Source organism: Burkholderia sp. HMSC10F09 (genome assembly GCF_001806955.1).
Taxonomy (GTDB): domain Bacteria; phylum Pseudomonadota; class Gammaproteobacteria; order Burkholderiales; family Burkholderiaceae; genus Burkholderia; species Burkholderia multivorans.
In genome coordinates, this window is the sequence record NZ_KV786576.1 from 1 (window position 1) to 6,899 (window position 6,899).

Annotated in this window: 8 protein-coding genes and 1 pseudogene; 6 read left to right on the forward strand and 3 right to left on the reverse strand. The window is 66.4% G+C overall.

Annotated features, from left to right (window positions below; translation table 11 throughout):
- Both HMPREF3115_RS33035 and HMPREF3115_RS28640 read left to right on the forward strand, forming a co-directional pair.
- Positions 1–115: pseudogene (locus tag HMPREF3115_RS33035) on the forward strand (LysR family transcriptional regulator); the annotation flags it as partial.
- Positions 116–258: 143 nt separating this feature from the next.
- Positions 259–513 (forward strand): type 2 periplasmic-binding domain-containing protein, encoded by a 255-nt coding sequence (locus HMPREF3115_RS28640; RefSeq protein WP_371089352.1) that lies wholly within the window; start codon positions 259–261, stop codon positions 511–513.
- Between the two features lie 148 nt (positions 514–661).
- On the opposite strand, the gene HMPREF3115_RS05395 is transcribed toward HMPREF3115_RS28640, so the two are convergent.
- The 3 genes from HMPREF3115_RS05395 to HMPREF3115_RS05405 all read right to left on the reverse strand — a co-directional run bounded on the left by HMPREF3115_RS05395 (position 662) and on the right by HMPREF3115_RS05405 (position 2,615).
- The gene (locus HMPREF3115_RS05395; protein WP_059938651.1) at positions 662–970 is read right to left on the reverse strand and encodes a hypothetical protein; all 309 of its coding nucleotides are present in this window, start codon (positions 968–970) and stop codon (positions 662–664) included.
- Between the two features lie 12 nt (positions 971–982).
- Entirely contained in the window at positions 983–1,537 is a 555-nt protein-coding gene (locus HMPREF3115_RS05400; protein WP_059938648.1) for an RNA polymerase sigma factor, read from the reverse strand.
- 175 nt (positions 1,538–1,712) lie between these two features.
- On the reverse strand, positions 1,713–2,615 hold the full coding sequence (locus HMPREF3115_RS05405; RefSeq protein ID WP_070553631.1) for a LysR family transcriptional regulator: 903 nt from the start codon (positions 2,613–2,615) through the stop codon (positions 1,713–1,715).
- A 104-nt stretch (positions 2,616–2,719) separates the two neighbouring features.
- Here HMPREF3115_RS05405 and HMPREF3115_RS05410 point away from each other — a divergent pair, with 104 nt between their 5' ends.
- From HMPREF3115_RS05410 to HMPREF3115_RS05425, 4 genes are all read left to right on the forward strand, one after another.
- Entirely contained in the window at positions 2,720–3,595 is an 876-nt protein-coding gene (locus tag HMPREF3115_RS05410; protein WP_069220369.1) for an aldo/keto reductase family oxidoreductase, read from the forward strand.
- Positions 3,596–3,917: 322 nt separating this feature from the next.
- On the forward strand, positions 3,918–4,406 hold the full coding sequence (locus HMPREF3115_RS05415; RefSeq protein ID WP_006403020.1) for a MarR family winged helix-turn-helix transcriptional regulator: 489 nt from the start codon (positions 3,918–3,920) through the stop codon (positions 4,404–4,406).
- Between the two features lie 180 nt (positions 4,407–4,586).
- On the forward strand, positions 4,587–5,909 hold the full coding sequence (locus tag HMPREF3115_RS05420) for an MFS transporter (RefSeq protein ID WP_070553635.1): 1,323 nt from the start codon (positions 4,587–4,589) through the stop codon (positions 5,907–5,909).
- Positions 5,910–5,985: 76 nt separating this feature from the next.
- Positions 5,986–6,899, forward strand: a 914-nt coding sequence (locus HMPREF3115_RS05425) for an amidase (RefSeq protein ID WP_070553633.1), incomplete at its 3' end; no start/stop codon positions are given.

Genomic DNA, 6,899 nt, shown 5'->3' on the forward strand with positions numbered 1-6,899 from the left:
CGAAGCCGCAACGGACGGCTTGCCGCTCAGCCTCATATGGCCGGTCGCGCGGCAGTTGACACCGAAGATCCATGTCCTGGTGCAGACGCTCGAAGCTCATCTGCATATTGAATGACAAGATCGTCCCGCCTGACGCGCGAGCGGTAGGTCAGATCTTGGTACCGCCGCAGGGACTGCTGCGTCATTGCCTGTCGCCTGCGCAGTTCCGGGACCGGGACTGAAGCACATCCGCAGCGCGTTTGTGCGCGGGAGGCGCCTATGCGCCTCGTCGATCGCAGGAGCGATGTGTGCGGTGCCTGCTCAGCGAATCGACCGATAGGTACCGCCCTCGACGCGTACTGCGGCGACTTCATCGTTGAGGATTGGATCCGTGCCGGAGATCTCGTCGAACTACTGCCTCATCCGCGCGGGCGCACGCGACCGTTTTCCGTCATCTATGCGCTGCATCGCCGCTTGTCGGCTGCCTCGCGCAGTTTGATCGACATGCTGACAATGTCGACAGCCGAGGCTTGATTGCGGAATTGATGACCGAAGGCGTTGAAGGGCATGCCATCCTGCAGGGTCGATCGCGAGCGCATCGCCGTGTTCGGCTGCTGCGGCGGCGTCTAGAATGGGTGGAAACGCGCGTCCGATTCGACGCGCGCCGGTCGCCGCGGCATGCTTACTCTTGCTCGCGCCGCTCGCTGCCGGATCGCCAGGCGTTCCGCACACGTTCGCGCTCCTCGGGCGTCATCGATTCCCACTTGCGCCAGTGGCGCCGGCCGTGCCAGCCGCGGTGTCCGCGGAATCCCCCGAACAGGATGCGACTGAGCAGCAGCAGGCCCAGCGCATGTGCGAAGTCGATCGTACGGGCACCGACGAACAGCGCCGGCATCACCCAGTTCCAAAGCATCATGACGAGCCATCCGAGCACGACGATGGCGATGACGGCGAGTAGCGCTTTGCCGGCACAGCGGATTCGAAAATTCATTCGCAGACTCCTCTAGATATCCAGTTCGTCATAAATCGGCTGCAGCCGCGCGCGCAGATGCAATACCGCATAGCGTTTGCGCGCGAGCAGCGTATTGAGCGTGACGCCGCTTTGCGCGGCCATCTCCTTGAAGGATCGGCCTTCCAGTTCGTGCGCGACGAACACGTCTCGCTGGTTCGGCGGCAACTCGTCGAGCGCATGCTGCAACGCGTTCAGCAACACCGTGCGCGCGTATAGTGCTTCCGGGCCGGCGTCGTGTGTCGGGAGCGGAAGGTCGAGGCGATATTCGTCGTTCGCGTCGTCGTCGATGTCGAGCAGGTCGGACAGCGGTTGCTCCGTCTTCTTTCGAAACCGATCGACGATGCGGTTGCGCGCCGCGCGGAACAGCCATGCGCTCGCCTGTTCGATTGCCGCGGGAAGGCGATAAGCCTGCACGAACTCGTGAAAGACGTCCTGCAGAATGTCGTCGGCATCGTCCGGGTTGCTGATGCGGCGCCGGATGAAATTCACGAGTCTCGCTCGTTCTCGCATCACTATCGCGGTGATGTCGCGGTCGGGGTCGGTCATCGTGCGCGAAGTGGGTGGCGATCCATGTCTACGAAGACGTTTCAGGCGCGCGAATATTGTGGCGACCGCGAAAAATCCGCGACGCGCCATATCGACCCGCGGCGATCCTCCTGCCGCCGATCGAACCGACTCGTTCCAACGCCGCACGACGACCTTGCCCGCTCACCACGCCGTCCTATTCGCCCTCTGCCTTGATGAAATCGATAAACGCCCGCAACGGCGCCGGGACGAGACGTCGCCCCGGGTAGTACAGATACGGGCCGGAGAACGGCCGCCACCAGCCTTCGAGCACGGGCTCGAGCGCACCGCTGTCGAGATGCGGACGAAGCCACTCCTCGTAAAGATGCACGATGCCGAGCCCCGAGCGCGCGGCCTCGACGACGAGATCGACGGCACCGCCGATCTGCACGACGAGCGGGCCGGATGGATCGACGCGGACCACTTCGCCGTCGCGCTCGAACTCCCACAGCGGCATCGAGCCGCTGGCAAACCGTCCACGCAGGCACGCGTGATGGAGCAGTTCGCTCGGGTGATTCGGGCGGCCGCGCCGATCGAGATAATCGGGTGCGGCGGCGGTGGCGAACCGCTGCGAACGCGGCCCGATCGGGATCGCGATCATGTCCTGCTCGAGGCGCTCGTCGTAGCGAATGCCCGCATCGCAGCCGACTTCGAGAATGTCGACAAAGTTTTCCTCAACGACGAGCTCGAGCCGTATCTCCGGATACGCCGCGAGAAAGCGCGGGACGACGGACGGCAGCACGAGCCGCGCCGCACTGAGCGGAACATTGAGCTTCAACGTGCCGGCCGGCCGCTCGCGGAAGCTGTTGACGACGTCGAGCGCGGCCTCGACTTCGCTCAGCGCGGGCCTCAGCCGCGCGAGCAGCCGCTGTCCGGCCTCGGTCGGCGCCACGCTGCGCGTCGTGCGATGAAGCAGCCGCACGCCGAGTTGCGTCTCGAGCCGACGCACGGCCTCGCTAAGACCGGACGCGCTCGTGCCCGTCGTTCTCGCCGCTTCGCGGAAACCCTTCGCCCGCGCCACGGCAACGAACGCGTTCAGATCGCCCAGATCGGCTTGCATTGTTCGTCCTTTCGTACAGGTCGTGCAGATTGTGACGGATTATCGCGCAGCATAGTGTGGCGTAACCTGCGGCACTCGTTCATCGTCGTCAGAGGAGCTTGACCATGTCCGCCATCGATCAGTCCGGCACGTTTTCTTTCGCAGGTCGCCGCGTGCACCGCATCGGCTACGGTGCGATGCAGCTCGCGGGGCCCGGCGTGTTCGGTCCGCCGAAAGATCGCGAGGCGGCGCTCGCGGTGCTGCGCGAAGCCGTTGCATTGGGTGTCGATCACATCGATACGAGCGATTTTTACGGGCCGCACGTGACCAACCAGCTGATTCGCGATGCCTTGCATCCGTATCGCGACGATCTGCTGATCGTGACCAAAGTCGGCGCGAAGCGCGGCGAGGACGGCGCATGGCTGCCGGCATTCTCGGCGCAAGCGCTTGCATCGGCCGTGCACGACAACCTCCGCCATCTGCGCGTCGACGTGCTCGACGTGGTCAATCTGCGAATCATGTTCGACACGCACGGCCCGGCCGAAGGCTCGATCGAAGCGCCGCTGTCCGCGTTGGCCGAACTGCAGCGGCAGGGGCTGGTGCGGCACATCGGGCTGAGCAACGTGACCGCCGCGCAGATCGACGAAGCGCGACGGATCTGCGAGATCGTCTGCGTGCAGAACCACTACAACGTCGCGCATCGCGACGACGACGCATTGATCGACGCGCTGGCCCGCGACGGTATTCCATACGTGCCGTATTTTCCGCTCGGCGGCTTCAGTCCGCTGCAATCGTCGACGCTGGATGCGATCGCCGCACGGCTCGGCGCGACACCGATGCAGGTGGCGCTCGCATGGCTGCTGCGCCGCGCGCCGAACATCCTGCTGATTCCGGGAACGTCGTCCGTCGCGCATCTGCGCGAGAACGTCGCGGCGGGTGCGCTCGTGTTGCCCGACGATGCGATGCGCGAACTCGATGGGATTGCTTCGGCTCACGATTGATGCACGTGCGATGCGTGGTTCCGAATGTCGATGTGCGATGGACGCGTCGTGTCATCCGCTGGCGCCACGTACACGATCGGTGAAGTTGTCGGCGCAGTGCCGGCGCGGCCGCGAGGCTCTCGGAGCCATCTCCGCGGCAATTGGCACCGCTGACGCGGCATAGTTCGGGTCAGTTGCTCGAGGCTGCAGAGCCAAGCGCTTGCCGCCAGAAAGAGGGCCGCGCGACTGTTGACCGATCATTCCTAGGTGTTTCCTCTTAGTTGAATCGTTCAACTATTGCGAACAGAATCTATCGCATGCTCACTGCCCGACGAGGCGACCCATGCGGAAGGCCGACCATCCGATTCTCGAATACCTGACGTTCCGTCTCGACCGGCTCAGCGAACTGACGAAGGAAGCCGGCACGCAGGTCTACGAAAGCGAATTCGGCATCTCGATCCGCGATCTGCGCATCGTGCGGCTCGTCGCGCTCGAGCCGGGCCTGACGCTGACGCGCCTGATCGAACTGACGATGCTCGAAAAGACCCACGCGTCGAAGCTCGTCAGCGCAATGGTCAAGCGCGGCTTCGTGCGCCGCGAAGTCGGCCGCGCGGATGCGCGTCAGATCAACCTGTTTCTTACCGCCGACGGCGAAGACCTCGTGAAGCGCACCTACGAACGCGGCAACATGCTCGAGCAGATGATGCTGAGCGCGCTGCCTGCGGACGAGCTGCGCATCTTCAACAGCGTCGTCGACAAGCTCACGGCCGGCCTGATCGAGCATCTGGCCGCACGGAAGGCAGCGGCCAATCCGCCGAAGCGCGTCGCCTGAGCGGTGCACGCGCTGCCGTCGCACTCAAGCTGACAAGCGAAGGAACCGTGACCGACGCACGGCGTCGGCTTCGTCGCGCGCCGCGCGCGCATCACGCCGCGCCTGCCGCGAGCTCGCGGACCCGATGAACCGGTGTTGAAACGCATGCGCGAATGCGCGTCGATCAAGCAGGGGGAAGCCATGTCGGAACACTCGCACGCGAAGCGGGGCTGGCACATCGTCGGTCTGCTGTTCGTATTCATGATGATCAACTACGCGGACAAGTCGGTGCTCGGCTTCGTCGCGCTGCCGATGATGCGCGACTTGCAGCTCAGTCCGACGCAGTTCGGTCTGCTCGGCAGCGCGTTCTATCTGCTGTATTCGATCGCCGGCGTCGCGGGCGGCGTGCTCACACGCTACGTGAAGACGAAATGGATCCTGCTCGCGCTCGCGGCGGTCTGGGCGGCGGTGCAGTTTCCGATGGCGACGCCGGTCGGCTTCGGCACGCTGCTTGTCTGCCGCGTGCTGCTCGGCGCGGGCGAAGGGCCGGCGTATCCGGTCGCGCTGCACGCGGTGTACAAGTGGTTCGACGATCACAGGCGCAGCGTGCCGACGTCGATCGTGCAGACCGGCGCGCCGATCGGCGTCGTCGTCGCCGCGCCGGCGCTGACCGCGATCGTCGCGCACTATTCGTGGCGCGCGGCGTTTCTCGCGCTCGGCGTGGTCGGGCTCGTCTGGGTCGCGATATGGCTCGTGTGGGGCGAAGAAGGGCGCGGCGACTTGCGCGAGCATGCGGCGGCTCGGGCGTCGGCGGCGGAGAACGTGCTCGGTGCGCTCCCGTATCGTCGTCTGCTGCTCGACCGGACGGTCGTCGTCGTGACCGCGCAGTGGTTTCTCGCCGCGCTGATCGCCGTCATCGGGCTCACGTGGGGGCCGGTCTATCTGACGTCGGTGCTCGGCTATGGGCCGAAGGCGACGGGCTGGATCTTCGCGCTTCAGGTCGCGGTGCAGGTGCCGGTCGGCCTCGCCATCAATGCGCTGTCGCAGTCGCTGCTCGGGCGCGGCGTGTCGACGCGCGTCGCGCGCGGGCTGTTCTGCAGCGGCTGCTGCATGGTCGGCGCACTCGCGTATTTCGCGGTGCTGACGGGGCTGAGCCCGGCCGCGAAAGTCGCATGGCTGACGATCGGCGGCGCGTTCGTAATGCAGGTGAACGCATTCGGGCCGCAGATCGTCGCCGAGATGACGCCGGCGTCGCAGCGCGGCACCGTGATCGCGGTCTCGGTATCGATCGCGTCGACGGCCGGCGTACTCGGTCCCATTCTGCTCGGCGCGGTGATGGACGCGATGGGCGGCCTCGGTCACGACAGCGGCGCATTCAGCGTCGTCTATGCATCGATCGGCATCGCGCTGCTCATCGCCGCCGCGTTCGGTGTCGTACTGCTCGATCCGGCGCGTTCGAAGCGGCGGCTCGCCGCGTTCGCGCACGACGCAGCGGTGCGCGAGCAAGCGCGCGTCGCGGCATGAGCGCGTCGCACGCAGACGCCGTCGGTACCGGCACGTTTCCTGTCACAGCGCCGTTCGGCGCGTTCATCGAAAACCCATGACGACCACTCCGCTCCATGAACTCAGTGCCGCGACGCTCGTCGACGGCTATCGCCGCAAGACGCTGTCGCCCGTCGATGTCACGCAGGCCGTGCTGGCGCGCATCGACGAATGGGAGCCGCTGATCCGCGCGACCTATGCGCTCGATCCCGACGGCGCACTCGCGATGGCGCGCGCCTCGGAAGCGCGCTGGCTGCGCGGCGAACCGGCCGGTCCGCTCGACGGCGTGCCGGTCACGATCAAGGAAAACATCGCGACGCGCGGCGTGCCGGTGCCGCTCGGCTGCGCGGCGACGGAACTGACGCCGGCTGCCGACGATGCGCCGCCGGCGGCACGGTTGCGCGAGGCGGGCGCGGTATTCGTCGGCAAGACGACGATGCCGGATTTCGGGCTGATCGGCGCCGCGGCGTCGAGCTTTCATCCGCTGACGCGCAATCCGTGGGATCCGAGCCGCAATACGGGCGGCTCGAGTTCGGGGGCCGGCGCGGCCGCGGCGGCCGGCTACGGGCCGCTGCATCTCGGTTCAGACATCGGCGGCTCGGTGCGCATTCCGGCCGCGTTCTGCGGCGTGTTCGGGTTCAAGCCCAGCTTCGGCCGCGTGCCGGTCGATCAGCCGTATCCGGGCCGCGTGACGGGGCCGCTGACGCGAACGGTGCAGGACGCGGCGCTCGCGATGCAGACGATCGCGTTGCCCGATGCGCGCGATCACATGAGCCTGCCGTATCAGCCGATCGACTGGCTGAATCTCGAGCGTGACGCGAAAGGGCTGCGCATCGGTCTGTGGATCGATCCGGGCAACGGCGTGCAGGTTGCGGCCGAGGTGCGCGCGGCGATCGAGCGTGCGGCCGCGGCATTTGCGGCGGCGGGCGCGACGGTGGTGCCGGTGCGGCCGTGGCTCGCACGCGGCGCGCT